The organism is Parapedobacter sp. (assembly GCF_035556095.1).
GTDB lineage: Bacteria > Bacteroidota > Bacteroidia > Sphingobacteriales > Sphingobacteriaceae > Parapedobacter.
Genome location: NZ_DATMFT010000005.1, coordinates 222,759 through 248,173, shown reverse-complemented (window position 1 = coordinate 248,173; position 25,415 = coordinate 222,759). Strand labels below are relative to the sequence as shown.

The 25,415-nt window shown below is 49.0% G+C and carries 22 protein-coding genes; 10 read left to right on the top strand and 12 right to left on the bottom strand.

Translation table 11 applies throughout. The annotated features are described in order from the left end of the window. Positions 1 to 3: 3 nt before the first annotated feature. Positions 4 to 1,206: a GTP-binding protein gene (locus VNQ80_RS03075; RefSeq protein ID WP_325635980.1), complete on the top strand. Its 1,203-nt coding sequence runs from the start codon at positions 4 to 6 to the stop codon at positions 1,204 to 1,206. 173 nt (positions 1,207 to 1,379) lie between these two features. Here VNQ80_RS03075 and VNQ80_RS03070 read toward each other — a convergent pair whose 3' ends face one another. The 5 genes from VNQ80_RS03070 to VNQ80_RS03050 all read right to left on the bottom strand — a co-directional run bounded on the left by VNQ80_RS03070 (position 1,380) and on the right by VNQ80_RS03050 (position 5,822). Further along, positions 1,380 to 1,565: a hypothetical protein gene (locus tag VNQ80_RS03070; RefSeq protein ID WP_325635979.1), complete on the bottom strand. Its 186-nt coding sequence runs from the start codon at positions 1,563 to 1,565 to the stop codon at positions 1,380 to 1,382. A gap of 77 nt (positions 1,566 to 1,642) precedes the next feature. After that, entirely contained in the window at positions 1,643 to 4,030 is a 2,388-nt protein-coding gene (locus tag VNQ80_RS03065; protein ID WP_325635978.1) for an ABC transporter permease, read from the bottom strand. Between the two features lie 66 nt (positions 4,031 to 4,096). Then, the gene (locus VNQ80_RS03060) at positions 4,097 to 4,342 is read right to left on the bottom strand and encodes a hypothetical protein (RefSeq protein ID WP_325635977.1); all 246 of its coding nucleotides are present in this window, start codon (positions 4,340 to 4,342) and stop codon (positions 4,097 to 4,099) included. Next, entirely contained in the window at positions 4,317 to 4,538 is a 222-nt protein-coding gene (locus VNQ80_RS03055; RefSeq protein WP_325635976.1) for an ABC transporter permease, read from the bottom strand. The genes VNQ80_RS03060 and VNQ80_RS03055 overlap by 26 nt, the downstream gene beginning before the upstream one ends. Positions 4,539 to 4,829: 291 nt before the next feature. Beyond that, positions 4,830 to 5,822: a glycosyltransferase gene (locus VNQ80_RS03050; protein ID WP_325635975.1), complete on the bottom strand. Its 993-nt coding sequence runs from the start codon at positions 5,820 to 5,822 to the stop codon at positions 4,830 to 4,832. 139 nt (positions 5,823 to 5,961) lie between these two features. Between VNQ80_RS03050 and VNQ80_RS03045 the strand changes: the two genes are divergently transcribed. Further along, positions 5,962 to 6,582, top strand: a complete 621-nt coding sequence (locus VNQ80_RS03045) for a sigma-70 family RNA polymerase sigma factor (RefSeq protein ID WP_325635974.1) — start codon at positions 5,962 to 5,964, stop codon at positions 6,580 to 6,582. Continuing rightward, a complete protein-coding gene (locus tag VNQ80_RS03040) occupies positions 6,575 to 7,774 on the top strand; it encodes a hypothetical protein (RefSeq protein WP_325635973.1) in 1,200 nt (399 codons plus the stop codon). Before VNQ80_RS03045 ends, VNQ80_RS03040 begins: the two co-directional genes overlap by 8 nt. A 65-nt stretch (positions 7,775 to 7,839) precedes the next feature. On the opposite strand, the gene VNQ80_RS03035 is transcribed toward VNQ80_RS03040, so the two are convergent. The 3 genes from VNQ80_RS03035 to VNQ80_RS03025 all read right to left on the bottom strand — a co-directional run bounded on the left by VNQ80_RS03035 (position 7,840) and on the right by VNQ80_RS03025 (position 11,171). Then, complete coding sequence (locus tag VNQ80_RS03035; protein ID WP_325635972.1) at positions 7,840 to 8,193, bottom strand: DUF4180 domain-containing protein; 354 nt, start codon at positions 8,191 to 8,193, stop codon at positions 7,840 to 7,842. A 55-nt stretch (positions 8,194 to 8,248) separates the two neighbouring features. Beyond that, the gene (locus VNQ80_RS03030) at positions 8,249 to 9,700 is read right to left on the bottom strand and encodes a glycoside hydrolase family 76 protein (protein ID WP_325635971.1); all 1,452 of its coding nucleotides are present in this window, start codon (positions 9,698 to 9,700) and stop codon (positions 8,249 to 8,251) included. Between the two features lie 115 nt (positions 9,701 to 9,815). Continuing rightward, positions 9,816 to 11,171 (bottom strand): exonuclease domain-containing protein, encoded by a 1,356-nt coding sequence (locus VNQ80_RS03025; RefSeq protein ID WP_325635970.1) that lies wholly within the window; start codon positions 11,169 to 11,171, stop codon positions 9,816 to 9,818. A gap of 91 nt (positions 11,172 to 11,262) precedes the next feature. Here VNQ80_RS03025 and VNQ80_RS03020 point away from each other — a divergent pair, with 91 nt between their 5' ends. Then, positions 11,263 to 12,666 (top strand): sialate O-acetylesterase, encoded by a 1,404-nt coding sequence (locus VNQ80_RS03020; RefSeq protein WP_325635969.1) that lies wholly within the window; start codon positions 11,263 to 11,265, stop codon positions 12,664 to 12,666. Here the strand turns inward: VNQ80_RS03020 and VNQ80_RS03015 are convergent. Both VNQ80_RS03015 and VNQ80_RS03010 read right to left on the bottom strand, forming a co-directional pair. Further along, complete coding sequence (locus VNQ80_RS03015; protein ID WP_325635968.1) at positions 12,663 to 13,139, bottom strand: hypothetical protein; 477 nt, start codon at positions 13,137 to 13,139, stop codon at positions 12,663 to 12,665. The genes VNQ80_RS03020 and VNQ80_RS03015 overlap by 4 nt on opposite strands. Before the next feature lie 4 nt (positions 13,140 to 13,143). After that, positions 13,144 to 13,713, bottom strand: coding sequence for a hypothetical protein (locus VNQ80_RS03010; protein WP_325635967.1), 570 nt, complete (start codon positions 13,711 to 13,713; stop codon positions 13,144 to 13,146). A 164-nt stretch (positions 13,714 to 13,877) separates the two neighbouring features. Between VNQ80_RS03010 and VNQ80_RS03005 the strand changes: the two genes are divergently transcribed. Further along, positions 13,878 to 16,709 carry a M16 family metallopeptidase gene (locus VNQ80_RS03005; RefSeq protein ID WP_325635966.1) on the top strand — a complete coding sequence of 944 codons (2,832 nt, stop codon included), beginning with the start codon at positions 13,878 to 13,880 and terminating at the stop codon, positions 16,707 to 16,709. Between the two features lie 70 nt (positions 16,710 to 16,779). Here the strand turns inward: VNQ80_RS03005 and VNQ80_RS03000 are convergent, their stop codons facing one another. Then, positions 16,780 to 17,640 (bottom strand): sigma-70 family RNA polymerase sigma factor, encoded by an 861-nt coding sequence (locus VNQ80_RS03000; protein ID WP_090605261.1) that lies wholly within the window; start codon positions 17,638 to 17,640, stop codon positions 16,780 to 16,782. 434 nt (positions 17,641 to 18,074) lie between these two features. On the opposite strand from VNQ80_RS03000, the gene VNQ80_RS02995 reads away from it, so the two are divergent. Beyond that, entirely contained in the window at positions 18,075 to 18,278 is a 204-nt protein-coding gene (locus tag VNQ80_RS02995) for a helix-turn-helix transcriptional regulator (protein WP_325635965.1), read from the top strand. On the opposite strand, the gene fmt is transcribed toward VNQ80_RS02995, so the two are convergent. Further along, positions 18,275 to 19,192: a methionyl-tRNA formyltransferase gene (gene fmt, locus VNQ80_RS02990; protein ID WP_325635964.1), complete on the bottom strand. Its 918-nt coding sequence runs from the start codon at positions 19,190 to 19,192 to the stop codon at positions 18,275 to 18,277. The two genes, VNQ80_RS02995 and fmt, sit on opposite strands and share 4 nt — an antisense overlap. 71 nt (positions 19,193 to 19,263) lie before the next feature. Between fmt and VNQ80_RS02985 the strand changes: the two genes are divergently transcribed. From VNQ80_RS02985 to VNQ80_RS02970, 4 genes are all read left to right on the top strand, one after another. After that, positions 19,264 to 20,490, top strand: a complete 1,227-nt coding sequence (locus tag VNQ80_RS02985; RefSeq protein WP_325635963.1) for an ABC transporter permease — start codon at positions 19,264 to 19,266, stop codon at positions 20,488 to 20,490. An 89-nt stretch (positions 20,491 to 20,579) separates the two neighbouring features. Continuing rightward, the gene (locus VNQ80_RS02980) at positions 20,580 to 22,715 is read left to right on the top strand and encodes a cation:proton antiporter (RefSeq protein WP_325635962.1); all 2,136 of its coding nucleotides are present in this window, start codon (positions 20,580 to 20,582) and stop codon (positions 22,713 to 22,715) included. A gap of 3 nt (positions 22,716 to 22,718) precedes the next feature. After that, positions 22,719 to 23,987 (top strand): NADP-dependent isocitrate dehydrogenase, encoded by a 1,269-nt coding sequence (gene icd / locus VNQ80_RS02975; protein WP_325635961.1) that lies wholly within the window; start codon positions 22,719 to 22,721, stop codon positions 23,985 to 23,987. A gap of 55 nt (positions 23,988 to 24,042) precedes the next feature. Next, positions 24,043 to 25,413 (top strand): sigma-54 dependent transcriptional regulator, encoded by a 1,371-nt coding sequence (locus tag VNQ80_RS02970; protein ID WP_325635960.1) that lies wholly within the window; start codon positions 24,043 to 24,045, stop codon positions 25,411 to 25,413. The last annotated feature ends 2 nt before the right edge of the window (positions 25,414 to 25,415 follow it).

Genomic DNA, 25,415 nt, shown 5'->3' with positions numbered 1-25,415 from the left:
AATATGAGAGCGAAAAAACTACCTGTAACCGTTTTGAGCGGTTTCCTCGGAGCGGGAAAGACCACGTTATTGAATCATGTACTGCACAACAAAGAGAACATGAAAGTGGCTGTCATTGTCAACGACATGAGCGAAGTAAACATCGACGCCCAACTGGTGGAGCGGGAAAACACACTTTCGCGCACTGATGAAAAATTGGTTGAAATGAGCAACGGCTGCATCTGCTGCACATTGCGGGAAGACCTCATGGTGGAAGTGGAGCGGCTGGCCAAAGAAGAGCGGTTCGATTACCTGTTGATCGAGAGTACAGGTATATCTGAACCTATTCCTGTTGCACAGACGTTCAGCTACGTGGACGAAAACAATGGTATCGACCTCTCACGGTTCAGCTATATCGATACGATGGTAACCGTAGTAGATTGTTACAATTTCTTCAGGGATTTCGGTACCGACGAAACGTTACGCGATCGGTCATTGACGGACGATGACCAGGACAAACGAACTATCGTGAACCTGCTCACTGATCAAATCGAGTTTGCCAATGTCATTGTCTTAAATAAAACGGACCTAGTCGCCGACGAAACCATCGGCACCCTGGAAGCGGCCTTTCGGAAACTGAACCCCAATGCGACTATCATTCGTTCCCATTTCGGCCGTGTGGATACTAAAGAAATCATGGGAACGAAACGTTTTGATTTCGAGCAGGCGGCATCCTCCGCAGGCTGGGTCAGGGAATTGGAGAACAACCATACGCCCGAGACGGAAGAATACGGGATCTCGTCATTCGTTTTCCGCGCGCAGCGTCCCTTCCACCCGCAACGCTGGTACCGTTATCTCAACGAACATTACCCTCACGATATCATACGGGCTAAAGGCTTGTTCTGGATAGCCTCACGTCCTCATGCGGCTATCAGTTTCAGCCAAGCAGGCGGCAGCCTACGCATCAAAAGTGCAGGATCATGGTGGTGCACCATCACCGAAGCCGAACGGTACCGCTACGCCGACTACATCGAGCACCGGGATTCCATCGAGGATCGCTGGCATCCGCAATGGGCAGACCGACAGACGGAATTGGTTTTCATCGGGCAATACCTAGACAAGGAAAGACACCTGCGTGACCTGGAGCGGTGCCTACTCACCGAGTGGGAGGCGGTGGATTGGCGCCATACGTTTTGGCTAGATGAATTCCCTGAAAATATATACTAAATAACCCACAGCCGATGGTCATGCCAAGTTCGATGATATCGAACACTTGTTGTTCAAAAAAAGACAGGTCGTAAACCGGCTTCGCCTCCGACTGGAGACGGCTTGGGACACTGAGCGGAGTTCAGACGGACGTTATTCGGAGCTTGTACGGCCGCCGCCCGTTCGAGTTCCGTCTAAGCTCCGTTCAAGTCTCGTTGAAGCACCCGTACGAGCTCCCAAGCCTTGTCAAAGACAACCACAGAATAGGGGCGGTTATTCACATCTTTTAATAGAGCTGTTTTGAGATTATCGGCATAGTTGCTCAACGATTCAGATGATGCAGAGCAATTATATCCTAATAGCACTTTCGTTTTCGGCATGTAGTATGCAATTCAGGAAAATATTGTAACTATAACCATGGTTTCCGCCACGGGACGTTACGACGATAAATAATTCACTACTCATCCCGCAAACTATTTACTGGATTCGCCACCGCCGCCCGTACGGCTTGCCAGCTTACGGTAAATAAAGCTATGACGATGGCCGCTAGACCTGCCACTGCAAACATCCACCATTGGATGTCGATACGATAGGCAAAATCGTCCAACCATTTGTTCATCGCCCACCATGCAATCGGGGAGGCAATAGCCACGGCAATTAGTACTAATTTGACCAGATCAGTCGAAAGCATGCGCACAATACTGATTACAGAGGCACCCAGGACCTTTCGGATGCCAATTTCCTTCACCCGCTGCTGCGCAGTGAATGTGACGAGGCCGAATAGCCCCATGGTAGCCACAAGTATCGTGATAAGTGCGAAGACATTCAGTACCCTGGTCGTTTGTGTTTCTTGTTGGTAAAGTGCTTTGTATTCTTGATCTAAGAAATGGAATTCGAATGGCTTATTCGGATTCACCGCCTTCCATGTGCTTTCAATGGCTTTCAACGTGTGCGCCATGGATTGGCCATCCGTTTTGATGAACAGCTTGCCAAAGTAATAGTACTCTGGAAACAAGACGATGGGTTTTACCTCTTCGTGGAGCGAGGCAAAGTTGAAGTTGGCGGCTACCGCCTTCACCCGTCCCTGTCGTCCGTTCAGGTTGATCCACTTGCCAATGGCTTCTTCGGAAGACCAGCCCATGGTTTGGGCCGCCAACTCATTGATGATGAAGGTATACTCGCGAGTATCATCACCTAGTCTAGCCCGTTCAATATCTGCATCAGTGAGGTTACTGCCTGTGAGAAGCTGGATATCGAAAACCTGCACAAAATCTTTTTCAATGGGAACTGCGGTGATGCTCAACGCAAAATCTGGGTCCTTGCCATCTGCCCCCGAGATGGTATAGCCGCCCGTTACGTTTATCGGTGAGTGGTAAGATGCGGTGACACCAAGTACACCGGTTTGGCCAAGCAGTTCGTTTTTGAAGGTTTCGAGTGTGCTTACTGGAAGGGAAGCGCTATTGACAACAAGTACCTGTGAGCGGTTCACCCCGGTGTCCTTCGTCTGTATGTAATGCAGCTGGTTTCCGGCAATGATCGTGCAGGCGATAAAGAGAATAGAAATACAGAATTGGAAAACCACCAAGCCTTTGCGTAAGTTCCCACCGCTGCGCGTATTGGTCATCTTTCCTTTCAACACGCTGATGGGTTTGAATGCCGATAACACCAATGCAGGCCAGCCACCGGCAATGAGGGATACGAGGATAAAGAGTGTAACGAGGCCAACGTAAAATCGGAAATTATTCCAATGTACCATGCTGATGTCCATGCCTATGTACCGGTTGAAAACAGGAAGGGCAACCATAGTCAGCATAAGCCCCAACAGGATGGCAACAAAAACAGTGAGGGCCGATTCAAACAGGAACTGCCGGAACAATAGGCCCCGCTCGGCACCGAGAACTTTCTTCACCCCAATTTCTTGGGCTCTATCTGCCGACCGTGCCGTTACCAAATTGGTGAAATTGATGCAGGCGATGAGCAACAATCCTACGGCTATACCGCCGAGGATATACAAATAAGCGATATTGCCTGTCCCTGCCGCTTTGGAATAAAGATGTACGTCGGCAAGTGGTTCGATGTTTAGTTGGTAGTCACCCCCGGATTTTATGGCCTCAGCAAATTGTTGCTGAACAAATGCATTCACCTGACGCTGCAGTGGCTCAAAGTCGGTAGCGGTTTTGAGCAGTAGAAGGGTGATATCGTTGGCCGAATGCCAGACGAGGTCGCGCGAACGTTCCAACGTTGTATAGGAGAGCACCGCCGAAAAAGGCAATTGGGTATACGTGGGTGGTGGTTCTACCACGCCGGTTACTTGCCACGGTTTCTCGTCGAGCAAGACGGTCTGGCCCATTGGGTTTTCGCCTTTGAAGTATTTTTCGGCCATTGGTACGGTCAGCACAATCGATTGGGGCTGATTTAATGCAGTGTGCGGATCGCCAGCCACGAAAGGGTAGGTGAGCAGTTCGAAAAATGCCGGGTCTGCATAGCATATATTGTCTTCATTGAATAGCTGATCGCCATGACGGACAGTAACAGTTCCTCGGCTGTAAATCCGCACCGCCTTTTCCACTTCTGGAAACTGGTTGGCCAATGTAGGGGCAACGGCGTTGGGCGTCACCCCCATATAGTGCATCTCGACATCTTCGGGCGACTTGTAACCGGTGGTAACCAATGCAATGCGGTCCACGAGTTGGTGAAATCGGTCGAAACGAAGCTCATTGAGCAGATAAGTACCCAGTAAGATAAAACACGCTAAGCCCACAGAGAGCCCTAAGATGCTGATGATGGACGCCGTTTTGTTTTTCCACAAGCTGCGCCAGGCGCTTTTGAAATAGTTCTTAATCATCTCGCTGATTTATTTTATCCTCACCTGTATCAATCCGTTTGATTTGTGTCATCCGCGTTCTATTTTCTACTCATCCCTCAACGATTCCACCGGATTCGCTATCGCTGCCCGTATAGCCTGCCAGCTTACGGTGAGCAAGGCAATCGTTACGGCAGCCAACCCTGCTACAGCAAACATCCACCATTGGATATCGATACGATAGGCAAAATCTTCCAGCCATTTGTTCACAACCCACCAAGCAACTGGACAAGCCACCAAAAAAGATATACCAACTAGTTTGACGAAATCAATTGCTGTATTCTGTTTTTTCAAAGTGTAGTTCATTCACCAGCCGAAAGGTGCGCGCTGCTTGTTCATGGAAGCGGTCAAACCCCCAGTGGAACGTAATGTAGCTGTATAGGAGAAAGCATGCAGTTAAGCCCAGTGCGAGCCCTAAAACATTCAACCCGGTATAGAACTTATTTAGCGTGATATTGCGCCAAGCGATTCTGAAATGGTTCTTGATCATAACTGTCGTTACATTTTTTGCCGTTTTGCATCAATTGTTCATCCCATAAACTCGTTTCTTCCGAGTTATACAGTTATCAGGCCAAACGGGTAAAAAGCTATATACTTGTTGGTTATGAAATGTATTATGCCTTAGAGTGTTCGATATCGAACACCGAATGTTCACTATCGGACAGTTCACCATCAGGACGTAATCACATACCTAGGCCCGCGGTCCATTCCATATCCGGTTCCTTGGCGTGTAAGCGGTATCGCTAGGAGCGAGGTTGGCTATTTTGACTGTTGGGTTATTTCAATTATAAAATGATCGTTGGAACATTGCAAATTCCCCTAGCCGCAAAATAATCCGCATAAAAAAAGCATGGATAAACCCAATGCCATAGCCCACTAATTGCACGTAGCTCATCACAACAGCTAGCAAACCGATCAATACACTTCGATTCCGGATTGTAGCGTCGAACAAGATGAAAGCCGAGTACACAAGCAACAACAATAAAAAATAAGGCGATACGATGGTGGAAAGTGTTGAAATGAAAGCAACTCCCAAGGTAAACATGGTAGGTGCCAAATGTACGAGCTTCAACGAGTGAGGATGCCGCTTATACAGATTTATCCGTGCGATGCCCGAATTATACACCTGCTTGAAAAACCGTCGCAAGGTGGTGCGTCGTCGATGATATACATAAGCTTCCCGAATGAGACGCGTCTTGAATCCAGCTCCGATGATGCGTATGCTCATATCGATGTCTTCCCCGAAACGCATCGCAGAAAACCCTCCCGTACGCTCAAATACAGGCATGGAATACCCCATATTGAAACTCCGTGGGTAGAACTTATCCAATCTTTCATTCCCCCCGCGGATACCCCCGGTAGTAAGGAAGGAGGTCATCGAATAGTTTATTGCCCGTTGCAGTAATGTGAAATCATCCCGCGCTTGATCCGGCCCACCGAACGCATCGGCGTAATCCAGCGTTAAGGAAGACTTGACGACTTCGATATAACGAGCCGGCAAAACACAGTCTGAATCAAGGAAAATTAAATAATCTCCTTGTGCCGCCTTGCTTCCCGCGTTGCGCGCCGGGCCGGGACCGGAGTTTGGCTGATACAGGTAATTGACATCTAACTTCGATGTGAATGCATTCACCACGGCTTCACATGTAATGGTGGAACCATCCTCGACAACGATAACCTCAAATGCACGGTCTGTCTGCAGGGTGAGGCTGTACAGCAGGTCCTCTACTTCAGCGGGCCTGTTGAATACGGGTACGATTACGGATAAGTGCATGGGTTTCCTCTTTCCGTAAACAAGACGGTATCCGCCACGGATACGCTAACGGTTATTTGGCTTTATAACCGAAAATTACCGAAATAAAAAAAAACAGGTATTTTTATTAGCGTTTGCGTAGAAGCACTCGTCTTTACTAATGGAAGCACAAAACTTTGGACATACACGATTAGGATACCTGCTTTACGTGGACAAGAAAGACGACGATTTTTTAGCTGATATTTTTGATGGCGAGGTTGGTCTTACGGCTGAGTTGGAAGAATGGATCTACAGCCGATATTGGGGCAAATTGATGGGAGTGGCACGCAGGTACGTGCCAAACAGGGAGACGGCCAGAGAGATTGTGAACGATAGCTTTGTGAAAGCATTCAATAAACGAGCTACCTTCAAGGGTGAGGGCAACGACAAGAAAGCTATACTGGAGGCATGGCTGGTCCGCATCACGGTCAACACAGCCATCGATAGGTTCAGGACCCAACGTACATTGCCCGATACGGTGGCCATTGACGGTCTGGAAAACCATCCTGCAGTGGAAATGGACGACACGCTGGATGTAGAAGATATCTTGCAGTTGCTGCAGGGACTGCCAGACCTACACCGAATTGTTTTTAACCTCTATGAACTGGAAGGCTATTCGCACGATGAAATCGGACGGCTGATGGGCATACCCTCCAGTTCCAGTCGAGTTTATCTAACCAAAGCGAAGCAGGGACTACGGGCATTGTACATCAAATATATTGGAGGGCGGCGTGATGGATAAGCGACCGAGGAAAGAATTGATAGATGGTCTCCGGGATTCGCTCAGGAATTTCGAGGAGCGGTATGACCGATCGGAGTGGGAACACTTCCAGCGGCAACGGAATAAAAGGCGCCGTAAACCGATTCCACTATTCGTGAAATTGGCTGGAATTGCTGCATCTCTCTTTTTGATGGTGTATGCATCGGTACGGATATTACCGTTACTAGACTTTACAGATGATGCTGGTAAGCATATCCCCAGCGAGGTTACAAGTCCACAAAAAGAGCCGGAACAGGAGAACCCCGATTCGCTAGTTGTGGATTCAATAGCAAAATCGATTGAAGAAGAGCAGACACAAGAAACGGCCAGCGTATCCATAGCCCAGAAAACCTACAGTTCTTCGTTTGTGGGGCAGATAGAAGGAGAAGAAATCGGTAGCCCAGGGAAAAACAAGCACCCAAAGGTCATTGAACACGTTGAACTGAACACACCGCTAGCCCGTTCAGTGACAAACGAGCGGCTTGTAAGAACCTGGTCGCTCCCGACGACTCCCTTTGTCTCGGGCGTGGATCGAAAGGAGAAAGGCTTTTACCGGTGGTACCGTAAATCGAGGGGGCCTAGTGGGCTAGACGTCGGTGCCAACATAACGCCGGTATTTACGGATAAGGGCATTTCACTCGGCGGTGGCGTTTCTGTGCAGCTTCCGTTGTCCAACCGATTATCCACAGAAGTGGGGGTGGGCTATATGGGTTTACGGATCGGAAAGAACTTCGAGGCGAACAAAACCGATACGGTAAGTCTGCAAACTGTCGGAGTAAGGAACGCTATTGGAATGGTGGCCATCCCTATCTCGTTGAATTATGCATTTACTGAAAGCTTCTCCGGTTCCTTAGGTCTCGTGCCTTTCCGGGTGGTGAGGGACCAGCGCACCGACATCCTGCAACGGTACCGCTGGGTAAGTGGTGGTGTGTTATCCGGCGATACCACCGGACGGTTAATCGGTGAGCGGACACGTATGAAGCGTGCCGATTCGCTGTATATGGGTAACACCTACTTAGGCTTTATCCAGGTGTCCGGTCGGTATACTCCATCGCTGCTAAAGAAACGCAATGTGGTTATCTCGCCATTCATTGCGGTTCCCGTGGGCAGGTTACAGGACGATGAATACCGTTGGTTGAACGGTGGTGTATCCATCCGGTTCTATTTGCAGTGAGCATTACCGATTTACAGGCTTTCGAAATCCTGCCGTAATTGATTAAGAGGCGTCAGGCGTGATTACTACATCGATAACCGGCCCATTGCTTCTTCCTTGGAAGAAAGGAAGTTAACAAGTTTACCTTGGTTGCTTTCGCGAATAAAATCGTGCAGGCTCTTGCTGGTATAAACACTAAAATCGCCAACAATGACTAATCGTACACGGTAGTTGGAAAACTTCTGAAGGATTTCTCCAGCCATACCGGTCTTTAGGTCGAAAAAATCCGGCGAAACGTTTTTCTTATAGAGGATAACCTTGTCAAATCCTTGGTAATAGGCATTTCCGATAAGGTCTACCCCCTCTTCCACATTATTGATAACGACGTTTTCTGCAACGACCTCTGCTATCGTAGAATCGCCTACCTCCCGAAATTTCATGTCCCAAAGATAGGTCTTTTAAGAAGCAAAAACTTACGGTATCTAAAAATACTGGTTATTGTTTTTCTAATGCATACTCCGAAAGCAACGCATATTCCGCCGCAAACGTAAAGGCGAACATGCCTTCCACTTGGCGGTCGTCGCTCCACCCGCCAAGCAGGTCGGGTGGGAGGATACCTCTATGCAGAAAGCGGGTATAGCCGTAATCGAGATTCTGTTGGAACGGCTGGATGTACTGATCCACACTACGGTATAGAGGATAGGTTTCCAAATACGCCCGCAAGAGCACCCCATTGAACCAGTTGTTGAATCCTGTTGTTGCAAACTCATAATAACCAGTCCGTTGTTTGCTTTTCTTTGCAAAGTAACTGAAGCTGTCATTCGAAAGTTGCTTCATGTCGTCAAGGTATTCCGGCTTTCCGGTTACCCGGTAGAGGTCGACTGCGCCAGAGAGGATGGAGCCCGTGTTATAGGAATAGGGTGGACCTACCTGGTCATGGAGCGGCGTATGGGCCCGATAACGCACACCGTCAACCATTTCGTATCGTATCTTGCAATCCCGGCAACCGCCCATAAAATCATCGTATACGCCGTCGGGTCGGAGAAGATGCGCTTTCTGCCAAGCGTAAACGGACTCGGCAAACGTCAGGTAATAATCGCGCTTTTTAATCGATACCGTTTTGCGGCTACCATCAGGAGCAATATATCGATGGTCGATTTCCTCATCACTTCTTGCGTATTGTTCATGTAGCCATACCAACGGACTAATGAACGGCCCGTTGCTGCACGCATGCTTCGTGGTATACCCCGGCCCCCAAGGAATACCCCCATGAACATTGCCGGCGGCATCGAGCGTACTGTCCCATCCGTCCAAAACGTATTCCGTAAGATATTCCGCCTCCTCCAAGTACCGCGGTTCGCTGGTTAGTTTATAGGAATGCAGCAGCTCCCGGACCAACCACTGCTGGTCGTCATATACATTTTCTTTGCCGGCCACCTGCGCACTGCCCTTCATAGCGGCGCGGTGTACACCATAGACCGACCACTCGCGGGTTTGTGTAAATGAGGTGAGTTCGAACGTGCCGCGATAATAGGCAAGGTTGTCATAAAGCCGCGCAAGCTGGTCACGGTAGCGCTTGGTATGTATCTCGTATAGGTGCGGTCCGCCGTGTGCTTCATACGCTTGGAGTGCGTGCAAAATGGCATTAGTGGCCTCGATGGCAGCGGTGTACATCCACACGCTTCCTTTCTCTTCCGAGCGAACTTCAATGTAAGGGTTGTAAAACCGAGCCATTGCCATGCCGTCGCCAGTAAAGTAATGGGCGAAAGCACTATCCGCGAGTTCCATGGCGCGTAGCAGGTTTTGCTCGGCAAGGGCGGCAGTTGCTGTGCCGGCGGTGGGTGTTGGCAAAGGGCCGGGCTTCGTGTGATAGGCAAACTCGTTATTCAGGCGGGTGCCCATAATCAGTGTCAGCGTGCAGAGTAAAGTAAAGCGTGTATTTATCATTTGGGTGCAAACTTACGTAATTATTTCAATCAAGCCGCTGCCCATTAAAGGCCCTGAAATATGGCAGTTTATCCAATAGTCGGCTGCTAAAAGCGAAATAAATTGAATATCCGTCTTACCGATCAATCGCTGGTTTCCATACCACGGCCGGATGCTTTTCAGCATAGTTATAGATGAGTTGCATCATGTAATGGTTGGCGGAATAACAGGTGAGTTCGTCTTTAATGGCCTCAGTTGATGCCCGATCAACACCATGGTTAATGTATCCCATACCGTACAATTTACCCTGCTCCACCCAGATGCAACTGGTTTCGTTGCCATCCCGCCCTTTGTCGAAGATCGCAAAGGTGGGTAGTTTCTTGTCGAGATGGCGAAGTGCTTCATGCACCCGCGGGTTATGCACCTCAGGTGATGGTTGCGTACCTCCGAGACCTACGCCGCAAAGTGCAGGATGAAGGTCAAACTCACGAATGAGCCGATGTAGCAGGTTGTACGCATCGAGGTGCCGGTGAAAAACGTGCACGTGGTTGCGGTGTTTGCCGTGCTTGCCGACTGCCAGGCGTAGGTAACCACCGCAATCTTCGTACGCATAGAGCGCGTATTTGGGTTCAAAGCGCTTTAGCGCACGATTGTAGGTAGGCCATAAGCGTTGGATTTCAGTCGCCTCCAGCAGCAATGCCATGAGCTCGGTGCCACAGCGCTCGTGGGTAACCGCATGAATATGGCGAAGAAAATGCTGACGTTGCAGTTGCGGGGTGTGCCCGCTGAAATGTTGGGCTATCCGTTTACGGATGTTACGCGCTTTGCCCACATAAATGACCTTATTGCTTTTGTCCCGGAAATAGTATACGCCCGGCCCTGTAGGAAGCGCATCAAACTGCTCCTTGGGTAGGTTGGGGGGTAGTTGCTGGTGCTTGGACGCTTTCTTTAACATTTCAGCAATCACGCCTTCGGTATCCCACTCCACCAAACGACCGAATAAGACGGCTGTCGCTTCAGCATCGCCCTCGGCCCGGTGGCGGTTGCTGATCGGTATATCCAACGCATCGCATAACCGGCCCAAACTGTAAGAAGGAAGGCCCGGACGGATTTTCCGGCTAAGCCGGACCGTGCATAGCTTGCGTGCGTTAAGCTCATAACCTGCCGCTGAAAGATGGTGCTTTACAAACGAATAGTCAAAGTTGACGTTGTGTGCAATAAATATCCGACCTTCAAGCAGTTTGTATATATGCGGGGCAAGGTCGTCGAACGAGGGACTATCGGCCACGAGCTCATCAGTAATGCCGGTAAGCGCCTGGATGGCCAGTGGTATGGGGCGGTGAGGATTGATGAGCGACGAATAGCGGTCAACAACACGCTGGCCATCGTGGACGAGGATAGCAATCTCGGTGATGCCGCTACCCGACGCGTAAGTGCCCGTGGTTTCGATATCTACGATGGCGTATTGGGTTGGTATACCGGGCTGTTTCATAAAGGCAAATGTACTAAAATAGTTAGTCTATTAACGAGTGATTTATTTTCCCAACCAATTTTTCTATATTGCCGCCGGTTAAATCTGTATCATGAAGAGAATATTTCTGCTGGCGTGCCTCGCCGTGGCATTCCAACTCACCAGTTTCGGTCAACTCCGGATACCACATGTGCTATCGGATAATATGGTTTTGCAACGGAATACCAAGGCAAACATTTGGGGATGGGGGTATGCCAGTGTCGAGGTAGCCATCAAAGCATCGTGGCTGGATGATACCGTAAAGACGAAGGTAGACGGTGGCGGACGGTGGATGGCCGAATTGCCCACTACGCAGGCGGGCGGCCCTTATGAGCTGGAAATCTTGTCGGCAGGAAGTAAAATCACACTGCACAATATCCTCTTGGGTGATGTATGGCTATGTTCGGGGCAGTCGAATATGGAGTGGGGCGGTAACCAGCAATTGCCGGAAATACTCGATGAACTACCAGGCGCTAATGATCATCAGATTCGTTTGTTGCAAGTAAGCCGTACAGCGGCAGACTACCCACAAGACGATATTCCCAATAGCTGGCAGACATTAAGCGCGGAATCGCTGAAACCATTCTCTGCTATAGGTTACTTCATTGCCAAGAAGCTACGTGCGGAACTGGACGTACCCATCGGCATCATCAACGCATCGTGGGGCGGTACGCCAGCAGAAGTATGGACACCATCGTATCTCATTGAAAATGACAGCGAACTGGGCCATTTGGAAGCAATGTTAAACCCTTCACAACATTGGCCCACGGAAGCCGGTGTGCTGTGGAACAGCATGATCCGTCCCCTTACGCCATTTGTGCTGTCGGGCTTTTACTGGTACCAGGGCGAGAGCAACGTAGGTACTTGGTGGGGTTACGATAAGCTGATGCGTACCATGGTAACCTCGTGGCGCATGGCGTGGAATAGCGAGCTACCGTTTTATTTCGTCCAGATTGCACCTTTTGCCTATGGTAATGAAAAACCGCTGGCTGCCCTGCTCCGCGAACAGCAGGATAAGACAGCTAAAATCCTGCCCAATACCGGTATGGTGGTAGTAAGTGACCTCGTGGATAATGTAAAGGATATTCATCCAACGCAAAAACGGGAAGTGGCCAACCGGTTGGCCGCTATAGCATTGCACGAACATTACGGCTTAAACAACGGCAAAGATTACCGCTCGCCGCTTTATAGCGGATACAAGGCACAAGGCAAAACGATCACCATCTCTTTTGACTACCTTGAAAACGGATTACAGGTAGTGGGTGATCGGATTACGGACCTTTATATTGCCGGGGCCGACCGGATCTTCCATGAAGCGGTGGGCACTATCAAAGGGAATGAACTCATTGTGTCATCGCCCGCGGTGAATGCACCAATGGCGGTTCGTTTCGGGTTTACCGAGACAGCTATGCCCAACTTGTTCAACACAAACGGCCTGCCTGTAGCTCCGTTCCGGACGGACAACTGGGGCCTTTAAGAGGGGTCTGTCGGTGCTATGGTGGTTTCGTCGTCCGTCGATTCGGTAACGGGTTCACGGGGCTGTCGCTTCTTCATCGGCACGGCCATGAAATAGACACACGCCAATATCCAGGTACCCCAAAAAAGGTAGACTCCGGCATGGAAATTCACCTTCATCAACCGGTGATTGGTCGTCGTAAAATCGAGATAAGTGAAGTAAGCGCCCACCAAGCCAAACAACAGAAAGAGCAGGAGTGTGGCCTGGGCTAGCCGGCGACCGAGCAGCTTTTTTACTAGCCACAGTACGAGCGTCAAAACCAGTTGTACAGCAAACAGTAAAACAGCCGTTTTCCACCAGATTTTGAAAATACCATACTCGCGGTACATCACACTGATGCCAACCCTGCCGATAAACGACATCTGCGATAGCAAGACACCAGCGATGGTGGAAAGGAGCGCCTGAATGGCGATAACGGTAGACAAACCTTTCATCGCATTATTTGGTTACCCCCCAGCCGGTATCTTTATTGAAGCGCAGCAGATAGGTTTTCTTGATGAATGATGCATTGTTATCGGCACCTTTCTTGGCGAAGTCTGCAAAATCGGTTTCGGTTTTGGTGAGCGTCACCGTAGCCTTAGCGCGGTTCTTACCGGTTTGTTCTATATGTGCGCCGCCTTTCTCATCCAACGCATACTCCGCTGTTTTTACGGTGGCCCGCTTGTCTGTCTTTTCCAAGACGAGGGGAATGGACTTATCCGTCAGCTTAATCAAATATACGAATGTACTGTCTTTTGACAGGAAGCGTTTGCGTTGCTTCAACAATTCCATCGTTACATAACCGCCGTTTTCAAGCCCGCGGTAAGCAGCAATCAGGTCGGTGTCAGATTTTTGCCCGAACTTCACCTCGCCGTAGTCGATTTCCGCGGTTTCGTAAACGGGATTAGATTCGAGGTAAAAACTAACTTCGCTCAGTGCTACGCGTTCAGTTACCGATTTGTCGCTGCCGCAGGCCACGAAAATCACAGCTATGCACACGACCACCATTAAACGGATATATACTCCCATATGTGTAGTTTATTTTCAAAGGTATGGATTCGCAAAAGTTATTCCAACGTTTTATGATTAACACGATTTAACACGCTCGCCAATAAAAATATGATTACTTTTGGCACAGACCTGATTTCGTGACGGGTCAATGGCCTTTTATGCTCAATAATAATATGCACAACATGATTCGATTAATTCCTTCGCTGGCACTGCCATTGTTCATTTTGTTTATTGTCCCACGGGTGGCAATATCCTACTCGCCGCCTTCAATAGATAGCTTAAGACTAAGCGATACGCTGGCAATGGATACCACGGTGTTACAAGGCAAACTGCCTAATGGGTTTGCTTATTACATACGCCACAACGAAGAGCCCAAAGACCGCGTGGTTATGTATCTGGCCACGAAGGTGGGTTCCGTACTGGAGACCGAGGATGAACTGGGACTGGCCCATTTCCTTGAGCACATGCAGTTCAACGGTACCAAAAATTTCCCGAAGAACGAGTTGGTGGATTACCTGCAACGGGCAGGTGTTCGGTTTGGCTCAGACTTGAATGCGTATACCTCATTTGACGAAACGGTCTATCAACTGCCCATCCCGTCTGACGATGCCGAACTGCTGGAAAACGGTCTTCAGGTGATGCGAGACTGGGCACAGGATGCGCTTTTGGACGGGGAGGAAATAGACAAGGAGCGGGGGGTGGTACTCAATGAACTGCTTGGCGGCAGGGGAGCGCAACAGCGCATGCGCGATCAGTACTTTCCGATGATCTTGAACGACTCGCGCTACGCGCAACGGCTTCCCATCGGGACACGCGAACGGATAGAAGGTTTTGATCACGAGACGTTGCGCAATTTCCACCGTAACTGGTACCGCCCCAACCTACAGGCGCTCATCATTGTGGGCGATATCAATGTGGCCGACATGGAGCAACGCGTTAAGGCATTGTTTGCCGACCTTGAAAATCCCGTAGACGCCCCCGAAAGGACGGAGTACAATATTCCATTGACAGGCAAAAACCAGTTTATGGCAGTAACCGATGCGGAGATGCCCCAGTCCGTTGTACAGGTAATCGTCAAACATCCCGAAGCGCCGGTAAAAACGGTGGGCGACTACCGCGCGCAGCTCAACAAGTCGCTCTTCAACCAGATGGCCGGTGCCCGCTTCGCGGAGCTGACCCGCCAATCAGATCCGCCCTTCATCCAAGGTGGTGGCAGCATTGGTGGATTTCTCCGGGGATTGGATGCCTTTACAATGTACGTCGCCGCAAAACCGGGAGAAATGCAACGCGGTTTTGAAGCGGTGGTAACCGAGTTTGAGCGCATAAAACGCCATGGTTTTACGGCTACAGAACTGGAGCGCGCCAAAAGCAATTTTCTCACCAGTGTGGAATCGTCTTATGCCGAACGCGACAAACGGAAATCGGAAAGCTATGTAGGGACTTACCTCAACCATTTCCTGCAAGGAGAGCGAGCGCTAAGTAATGAAGACCGATATCGCTTAGGAAAATCGCTCATCGGCACGATTGCGCTAGGCGATGTCAATGCACTCGCAGACCAGTACTATACCGATGTGAATTGCGACATCCTTATCTTGGCACCTGAAAAGGACAGGGATAGCCTGCCTGATGAACAAACCGTGAACGGCTGGCTGGCCACGGTAAAAGTGGCGGATATTGCACCATATGACGACGACGTGCAGGACGTGCCATTGTTGGAAGAGCTACCCGAGCCGGGAACGGTGGTTAACCGGCACGAAAGACCGGAATTAGGGGTGACTGAGTTGACTTTGAGTAACGGTATACGTGTGGTCTTGAAACCTACTGATTTCAAGAACGATGAAATCAGTCTGACTGCATTCAGTCCCGGCGGTACGGCGCTCTATGATGACAAGGATTTTCTCTCGGCCGCATATGCAGCAAGCGTGGTGGGGGGAAGTGGTCTCGGCTATTATGATGCCACTCAGCTGTCGAAGTACCTCAGTGGCAAAAAGGTGTCCGTACGGCCTTATATCGGTGAGTTGTCGGAAGGCTTTAACGCCACTAGCGGTAAGAAGGACCTGCATACGGCATTTGAACTCATCTACGCCTATTTTACCGTTCCGCGTCTTGACATGGATGTGTTTGAGGGTTATATGCAACGTATAAAGGCCTCGCTAGCCAATCGGCAAGAAGATCCAGACGCCGTATTTTCGGACACGATTAACGCGGTGCTTTACGACGACAACATCCGCCGCACCAGCATGACGGTAGCGCAAGTGGACCAGGTAGACCCTCATATGGCATACGCCATCTACATGCAGCGTTTTGCTGATGCTTCCGACTTTACGGTAACCATCGTTGGTAGCTTTACCGAGGAAGAACTGACGCCGCTGGTGCTGCAATACCTCGGCGGCCTGCCCACAACGGATAGGGAGGAAGAAGCCCGAGACCTGGGCATCTATCCACCTGATGCGGGATTGGAACGCACAGTGTACCGGGGCAAGGAACAGAAAGCCAGCGTACGGCTGTACTATTTTGGCGATTACGATTATTCGGAAGCGGAGAACATGCAACTCGATGCGTTGGAAAGTATCCTGAACATCAAATTGATTGAGCGCCTCCGCGAGGCTGAAAGCGGCGTTTACGGCGTGTCAGCACGGGCGTCGTACGCCAAATCCCCGCGGCATCGGTATTCGTTTAGCTTGGCCTATGGCACTAGTCCCGATATGGTGGAACCATTGATGCTTTCCGCACTTGACGAAATCAATAAAATCAAACAACATGGGCCCGAGCAGGTGGATATCGAGAAGTTTGTGAGTGAACAGAAACGCCAGCTGGAAGTCCAGCTACGTGAAAATGGCTTTTGGTTGGGGCACTTATCAGGTGCTTACCAGCGCAATGAGGACCCCGCGTACATCTTGCGTTACTTGGATGAACTGAACAAGGTGACCCCTGAAAGTGTGAAAGCCGTTGCAAACAAATACCTTGGAGAAGAGCGGCTATTCAAATTCGTACTTATGCCGGAAGCGCAATAATACGCGCGTATTGCAACAAGAAACGCCCTGACATACAGGGCGTTTCTTGTGTAATGTATGCTTTAATACATTAACCTAAGTAGGATTTCAAGATCCTGCTGCGGGATGTATGCCGTAAGCGCTGCAACGCTTTGTCTTTAATCTGGCGCACCCGCTCACGGGTAAGGTTGAATTTTTCGCCGATTTCCTCTAGCGACAATTGGTGGTTAGAGCCCAAGCCGAAAAACAATACGATGATTTCGCGTTCGCGCTCGGTAAGCGTAGCCAAAGACCGTTTGATTTCTTCGGAAAGCGACTCGTCGATAAGCGTGCTATCCGTATCCGGGTCGGCGTTTTCCAATACATCCAACAACGTATTCTCTTCGCCTTGAACAAAAGGAGCGTCCATGGAAACATGGCGCCCGGAATTGCTTAACGTGTCTGAAACCTTGTCAACGGTAGTTTCCAGAATGTCTGCCAGTTCCTCAGGTGAGGGTTCCCGTTCGTATTCCTGCTCCAATTTGGAGAATGCTTTACTGATTTTACTTAACGAACCTACCTGATTCAGTGGAAGGCGCACGATGCGGGATTGCTCGGCGATAGCTTGGAGGATGGATTGACGGATCCACCACACCGCATAAGAAATAAATTTAAAGCCCTTCGTTTCATCAAAACGTTTAGCGGCCTTGATTAACCCAAGGTTTCCCTCGTTGATCAAGTCGCCCAAGGTAAGTCCCTGGTTTTGGTATTGCTTGGCTACGGAGACCACAAACCGAAGGTTTGTCTTCGTCAATCGCTCCAAGGCTGCTTGGTCACCCTCCCTTATTTTTTGGGCAAGGATTACTTCTTCTTCGGCTGTAATCAAGTCTACTTTACCAATCTCGTGCAGGTATTTGTCCAACGACTGCGACTCGCGATTGGTAATGGATTGTGTAATTTTGAGCTGTCTCATTTAATCTTTTAAGTACCTTCCTTTCTAAAAAGAGTGCAAAAATACGGTTTTTCTAATCATATAAACTGATTTTTTCGGAAAAAGTTGTCTGATTTAGAGGAAATTATCCGATTTTTTTACCCTTCATTTTACATCAAAAAGTGTTCCAAATATTAAAATACAGATTTAATTGGCATATATTATAAAAGAATAAAAATTTATTGATATTCAATTAAAATATATCGTTTCAAAGTTATTTCCGTTTATCTTTGGAAAATGAATATGAAAGAATTGTGACATAACGAGTTCAATAAAGTTTAGTTAATTATTTGATAATAAATGCACTTACATGAAATAGGTCTAATTAACATGTTTAGATGTCGCTGCAGATATGCGACTTGTTACAGCGCCAAACCGGGATCATGTAATATGGAACTTAACTTAATACGATAACAATGGCTATAATTATTAATTTGGACGTGGTGATGGCCAAGCGTAAGATGTCGCTCAATGAATTGAGCGAACGGGTAGGCATTACCCTTTCTAACCTTTCCATTTTAAAGACGGGAAAGGCCAAGGCTATCCGTTTGGAGACGTTGGATGCGATCTGCAGGTCACTGGAATGCCAGCCGGGAGACTTAATGGAATACCGGGATTAAAACCGGTATCCTTTTAAAAATTCAATAATATCCATCCGCTTTTTGCCTTCGAGTTGCAGCGTTTTTACGACGATATAGCCATCAGAACAGGCGAATTTAAGGAACGATTTGCCATCGGTGTAAAAGGCGCCCGGTTGATACTGTGGTGGCGTTTCGTCTTTTTCTACCTCAAAAAGCTTTAAAGTTTTTCCGTGTAATACGGTATAGGCGGTAGGATAGGGACTAAGGCCACGGATGAGGTTATGCACCGTGACGACCGACTGATTCCAATCGATTAAACAATCTTCCTTGAAAATTTTGGGGGCGTGTTTGAGTTCACCATCGGTCACTAGGTTTCGCTGGGGAACCGGCTCGGCTGTGCCACTGGCGATGGCATTTACCGTTCTTACCAACAGTTCGGCACCTACGGCCATCAAACGGTCGTGCAGATCACCAGCGGTATCGTTGGGGCCGATGGCCACCGGTTCGGCAAAAAGGATGTGACCCGTATCAATCTCATGCTGCAGCAGGAACGTAGTAACGCCGCTTTCGGTCTCACCATTGATAATGGCGTGATTGATAGGGGCGGCGCCGCGGTATTGGGGCAGGAGGGAGGCATGCAGATTGACGGTACCTCGGGGGGGCATATCCCATACGACCTCCGGTAGCATCCGGAAGGCGACCACCACCTGCAGGTCGGCCTTTAGTGCCCGCAGTTCGGCCAGGAAACCGGTGTCGCGCAGCTTTTCAGGCTGTAAAACAGGTAGTCCCTTTAAAAGAGCATGTTGTTTTACCGCAGATTGGTGTAATTTCTGGCCCCGGCCTGCCGGTTTATCGGGTGCGGTTACCACTGCAACAACGTCCAAGCCGGCATCAAGCAGGGCAGCAAGCGAAGCGACGGCAAACTCGGGCGTACCCATGAAGATAATGCGCATGCTGTAATTCGTATTTCGTATTTTTAATCTGGTACCTTACCTTTGCAAAGGTACAAATTATATCGGGCGGCTTGAATTTCCCATATTTTTTAGCGAAGCGGATTGCAATTGACGGAAAACGGACGTTTTCCGGCCTGATTGTTCGCGTGGCAGTGGGTGCTATCGCATTGGGCATTGCTGCGATGATGCTTTCGATAGCGGTGCTGAAAGGCTTTAAAGGCGAGGTAACAGCCAAGCAACGGGGCTTTTTCGGCGATATTACCCTGAGCAATTACGACCTTAACGAATCTTATGAACCCGAACCGATTGAACTAAGGCCGGCCGAGATCAGCGACCTGCGGGAGATACCAGGCGTCGCCGATGTACGTCATTTTGCCACCAAGGCTGGTATTATCAACGTAAACAACGAGGTAGAAGGCGTATTGTTTAAGGGGATTGACAGCAGCTACAATCAACAGTTCCTTGCAGCTACGCTCGTCGACGGCCATCCCATCGACTTTGCTGATAGCACGAAGGCGATCGGCCAGATTTTGTTGTCGCAGTATACGGCGAATCGGCTACGGCTCGCGGTGGGCGACGATTTCATCATGTACTTTGTACAGCAGGAAGGCCGGCCGCGGCCGCGTAAATTCCAAATAGCCGGTATTTTCCATACCGGTGTGGAGGAACTAGACAATACCTACGTCATCGGAGCGTTGTCGCTTGTTAGACGACTTAACGACTGGCAAGACGGTGCTGTCGGCGGCTACGAAGTAGCAATCGATGACTTCAACAAGCTGGAAAAGATTGTCGAGGCTGTCGGGGCGCAACTACCTGTCTCGATTGATGCTATCAGTGTGCGAGATCAACTCCCCGAGATTTTTCAATGGTTGGATTTGCTGGATGTAAATACCGTCATCATATTGATTTTGATGGTCATAGTTGCTGTGGTAAATATGGTATCGGCATTACTCATCATTATTCTGGAACGTACCTCGATGATCGGCATATTAAAAGCGCTTGGCTATACCGACGGTGGCATCCGGAACGTGTTTTTGTACCAGTCGGTATATCTTATTGGACTGGGGTTGCTAATCGGCAATGCTTTGGGCTATGGACTCTATTGGTTTCAACGGCAAACCCATTATTTCAAGTTGGACGAAGCGTCTTACTATGTTTCTTACATTCCATTGGATATTAGCTTTTTCGAAGTTATTTTACTCAATACCGGGATGGCAGGAATCGCGTTAGCGGCCTTACTTATCCCTTCCTATTTGATCGGCCGTATTAGCCCAATCAGGGCGATACAATTTCAATAAACGATCGGCGACCCGGACTAAACCGCTAATTTTGTTATCTTTGAGGCTGTTTGATGATACATGAAATCGGACACCTTTAAAATCACTCTATGGCTGGAAACATATCGGACAAGCTGGGTCATGCATTTGATATACCGTTATCGAATCCCGTGCTCATCTTCGCACTCATCCTTTTCATTATCCTACTGTCTCCCATCTTACTACGCCGGATTAAAATCCCGGGCATCATCGGTCTTATTTTATCCGGGGTGGCTATAGGCCCGCACGGCCTAAACTTGTTGGAACAAAGTTCAGCAGTAGACCTGTTTTCCACCATCGGTTTACTGTATATCATGTTTATTGCCGGATTGGAACTGGACATGAATGAATTCCGGAAAACCCGCCATAAAAGTGTAGCATTTGGTTTTTTAACGTTCGTCATTCCAATAGCCATTGGCTATCCTGTATGTTATTATATACTGGGTTATGACGTTTTGGCCAGTGCCATGATATCAAGTATGTTTGCCACGCATACGTTGGTGTCATACCCGGTGGTAAATAGCTATGGGATATCCAAGAATGAAGCTGTGGCTATCACGATAGGGGGAACCATTCTCACTGACACAGCTGTATTGATTATATTGGCCGTGATTATCGGGGCCTCGCAAGGGCAGCTGAACCAGGAATTTTGGGTAACGCTTGGCATCTCGTTCGCCATTTTCCTTTCCATCATGCTGGGTGTCGTTCCACGGATTGCCAAGTGGTTCTTCCAAAAAGTGGAGGGCGAAAAAACGGCACACTACATTTTTGTGCTTACCGTTGTTTTTTTCGCAGCCTTTTTGGCCGAACTCGCCGGTTTAGAACACATCATTGGTGCGTTCGTGGCTGGTTTAGCGCTCAATAAATTGATTCCGCATTCATCAGCATTGATGAACCGGATCGAATTTATCGGGAATGCCATCTTCATTCCCTTCTTCCTGATTAGCGTAGGTATGATTGTAGACGTGAGTGTGTTGCTCAATGGACCTGCAGCGCTTATCATCGCCGGCACGTTGACGGTGGTTGCGATTTTTAGCAAGTGGGCGGCAGCATGGTTCACCCAGTTAATATATGGTTACTCGTCTGCACAACGGCAGGTCATCTTTGGACTCAGCGGGGCTCATGCCGCAGCTACGCTTGCCGTGATTATGGTTGGTTATCGGTATGAAATCATTGACGAGAATGTGCTCAACGGAACAATCGTTTTGATCCTCGTTACCTGTATTGTCGCAACGTTGGCCACCGAAGCGGCTTCCAAAAAAGTAGTGCTTGCAGGCGAACAGGACGAAATGCCGAGCGAGAAGAACACGGCCCGCGAGGAGCAGTTGATGCTGCCCATTGCCAACCTGAACAATATGGAGTCGCTGTTGGATTTTGCAACACTGATCAAGAGCAAACATTCTCCACATCCGATTACCGTATTGACGGTGGTGCCCAACAACGAAATGGCCGAGCAAAACCTGAAGCGGGCACGTAAGAACTTGGATTCGACGGCCAAATATGCGTCTGGAAGTGAAACTGAGGTAAATATGATGGCCACTATCGATTACAATATTGCCAGCGGAATTAGCCGTGCGGCACGCGAAGTGGCAGCAGACGGTATTCTTTTGGGGTGGCCCAGCCGGCCCGGGATTATTGAGAAAATGGTAGGGGAAAAGACCGAAAGCATACTCAACCAGACCGATACGAACTTGTTCATGTGCCACGTAGACAAACCGCTTGTCTTGCAGAAGCGGATTATTGTTTTCTGTCCACCACTGGCAGAGTCCGAGCTCGGATTCGACTTTTGTATGAATAAAGTGTTGCGTTTGTCTCAGGAGTTAACTATACCCATCCTTTATGTGTGCAATGGGCGCACAAAAGATGCCATTTCGGCATATATGGAACAGAATAAGAGTAGTACGCGGGTACTGTTTTCCGAACATAGTGAATGGGATGACCTGGTGACACTGCGTAATTTTGTAAAGGACAATGATCTTGTTGTATTCATATCCGCACGGCAGGGAGAGGTCTCGTACCGACACTCGTTTGACGGGATCGCGAAAAAGCTTGGAAAAGTATATGCCGAGCAAAACCGGGTACTGGTGTTTCCAAGTAGACGAGCGGCATATTCGCTCGATGAATATGAGGATGTCGCCGCCGCACCGATTTTCCAACGCATTGGCAGAGGTATAGGCAATATCTTTAATAAAGAAAAACAACATTGATTTATGGCTACAATCCACATCACAAAGCTGCACGATGGCACACTCGCCGTTCCGGACCAGGTGACCATCCCCTTCATCATTGGCGACGGCATTGGTCCCGATATATGGCGTGCTTCCGTACGGGTATTTGACGCCGCGGTGGAGAAAGCGTACGGTGGAAAACGGAAGATTGACTGGAAAGAGGTGCTAGCGGGTGAAAAAGCATTCCAACAAACGGGCGAATGGCTGCCAGCGGAAACATTAGCCGCCTTTAAGGAGCACCTGGTCGGTATAAAAGGACCGTTGACCACGCCCATAGGCGGTGGCATACGCTCGCTCAATGTAGCCATACGCAAGGCACTCGACCTATATGTATGCCAACGGCCAACCCGTTGGTTTGAGGGCGTGCCTTCACCGGTAAAACACCCCGAGCAAGTAGAAATGGTCGTTTTCAGGGAAAACACCGAAGATATATATACGGGCATCGAATTTCCAGCCGAATCTCCCGAAGGGCAACGCCTTAAAACCTTCCTTGAACGTGAAATGGCAGTGGATTTTGATTTTACGGAAGATACCGCCATTGGCATCAAGACCGTTTCCGAATATGGTTCGAAACGGTTAATCAGGGCAGCTATCGAACACGCCATCCGGCATGGATTGCCATCGGTAACCCTGGTGCACAAGGGAAACATCATGAAGTATACGGAAGGAGCATTTAAGAGTTGGGGATATGAACTGGCCGAGACCGAATTTGCTGAAGCCACATACACATGGCAGCAATGGGAGCGGAAGAAGACCGCAGATAGTGAAGCCGCGGCAAACGAGGAGATGGCTGCTGCGCAAACGGCTGGTAAAATCATCATCAAGGATGTGATTGCCGATAATTTTCTGCAACAGATACTGTTGAACCCCAAGGATTATTCGGTCATTGCCACATTGAACCTGAACGGTGATTACATATCGGATGCGCTGGCGGCAATTGTGGGTGGCATTGGGATAGCACCGGGCGCGAACATTAACTACCAGACTGGGCATGCGGTTTTCGAAGCCACGCACGGTACCGCACCGCGCTTTGCGGATACCGACAGCATGAACCCATCGTCTGTGATTTTAAGCGGGGTGATGCTCCTCGAATATATTGGCTGGGACGAAGCCGCCATGTTGATTGTGGCTGCTTTGCAACATACGATATTGAATAAGACGGTGACAATTGATTTTTTCAATCAGATGACTGATGGAAAATTGTTGAAAACAAGCGAATTCGCCTCGGCTATCATCGACAAAATAAAATAGGTTTTTGACCGTTCGATATACTAATAACAGATACTAAACACTTTAATCGCTTGACATGGCCAATATTCTTTTGGTGGAAGACGATACCACATTTGCCACGATACTGGAAAACTTTTTGAAAAAAAAGGGGTTCGACGTAGTGGTGAAATATAGTGTAAAAAGTGGCATTGAAGCACTCAAGGCCCATGAATTCCAGTTGATATTGTTGGATTACCGGTTAGGTGACGGCATAGGATTGGAAGTATTGGATGCGCTCCGTGCCCAGAATAAGGTAATTCCTTCGGTCATCATGACCAGTTTCAACGACGTCCGCACAGCGGTTAACGCCATACGTCAAGGCGTGTTCGACTACATCACTAAACCCGTAAACCCCGATGAGCTGCTGATGGTTGTTAATGAAGCATTAGAAGGGAAGTCGGAAGGTAAGGCTAACGTGGCATCGCAGGCACGCAAAACCAATGTGGACGTCTCGCCGGGCCTGGACTTCGTGGAAGGAGCAAGTACTGCCGCGCGCAAGCTCCACGAATATATTGCGTTGGTAGCGCCTACGGATATGTCGGTTTTGATACGGGGTGAAAGCGGGACAGGGAAGGAGTATGTGGCGCGGACTATTCACCGGAAGAGCAAACGGGCAGGCAAACCGTTTGTTTCTATCGACTGCGGTACGTTATCTAAAGAACTGGCATCGAGTGAGCTTTTCGGACACGTAAAGGGCTCATTTACCGGTGCGCTGAACGACAAAACCGGCCAGTTTGAGGAGGCGACAGGGGGTACCTTATTTCTCGACGAAATCGGTAACCTTTCATATGACGTGCAGGTGAAATTGTTGCGCGCGTTGCAGGAACAGGTTATACAACCCGTAGGGGCGAATAAGACCATTAACGTAGATGTGCGCGTTATTGCTGCGACGAATGAAGATCTGTTAGGTTCGGGTAAATTTAGGGAAGACCTTTACCACCGAATCAATGAGTTTGAAATCATCGTGCCCGCACTTCGCGATCGGCGGGGGGATTTCCAACAGTTCGTCGATTTCTTCGTCAGGAAAGCCAATGAGGAACTGGGTAGGAACGTGTCGGAGCTGGCTGACGACGTAAAGGATATTTTCAATGCATATGACTGGCCGGGCAACTTGCGGGAGCTTAAGAATGTGATCAAGCGCATGGTATTGCTTTCGCCCGACACGAAAGCCGAAGCGGTTGCCTTACCCGAAGAAATGGTGTATGCGATAAAAAGATCAGCGGAGAATACCACACCGACACCATCAGACGATAACCCCGACCTGCGGCTGCATAGCGAAGCACACGAGCGAAAACTGATTATGGATGTGCTCCAGAAGGCCAAATACAACAAAAGCAAGGCCGCGCAAATGCTCAATATCGATCGGAAAACCCTATATAACAAAATGGATAAATACGGAATTGAATGAGG